This window comes from Rickettsia sp. TH2014 (genome assembly GCF_019249195.1).
Lineage (GTDB): Bacteria > Pseudomonadota > Alphaproteobacteria > Rickettsiales > Rickettsiaceae > Rickettsia > Rickettsia felis.
Genome location: NZ_MXAX01000016.1, coordinates 1 through 736, shown reverse-complemented (window position 1 = coordinate 736; position 736 = coordinate 1). Strand labels below are relative to the sequence as shown.

The following is a 736-nucleotide window of genomic DNA, read 5'->3' as shown; positions in this document are numbered from 1 at the left end:
GCTTGGTATGAGTTATACGAAAGCAGATAATCATCTGAAATTCAGTAATAACAAATTAGGCGATAGATCGAAAGTAACGAGTGATTTCTATTCGGTATATGGACAGGTAGAGCCATACAATAAAAATATATTCATAAGTGGTATAGGGATATACGGCATAAGTAATATAAAAAGCAGCGCAAGAAGAGGTTTAGATAGTAGTGCTATAAGTAGTCATAAGGCATATAGCAATATCATGCAGGGCATGGTTAGCACTCAATATAAATTATCTGAGCGACTAAAGATTGTGCCGCAATTAGGCATAAAATACAGCAAGATACGAGATGCATCGTATGATGAAGTATCAGCAGGAGGAGCGCAAGAGGAGTGCAATTTATCTGTTGCAAGAACTAAAGAAAGAATTATAGAGACAATGGCAGGTATCAAGATGAATTATGATCATCACTTAAGTAAAAGTGTCAGTATAGCACCTGTTATTTATGGTTTTGTACATAAGGACGTAGCTGTAAAAATGCCTGTGATTAGATCTCGGATGCAACGAGCTACTAATAATGCAGTATTGCCTGATGTCAGTATTAGCAGGTCTAGATTAAACTTTAGCTATGGTACTGGATTTAGTGTGCAAGCGAAGAATATAGAAATGGGTATATTTTATAATGGTAGTAAAGCGAGAAGATATATATCGCATGCGGGTAGTATGAAGCTAAAAATTAATATTTAAGTTTTATCACAGGTG

1 protein-coding gene is annotated in these 736 nt (G+C 35.5%); it reads left to right on the top strand.

Annotated elements, in window-relative coordinates:
• Window positions 1–721, top strand: a 721-nt coding sequence (locus KYQ89_RS00210; protein ID WP_218459796.1) for an autotransporter outer membrane beta-barrel domain-containing protein, incomplete at its 5' end; no start/stop codon positions are given.
• Window positions 722–736 lie beyond the last annotated feature (15 nt).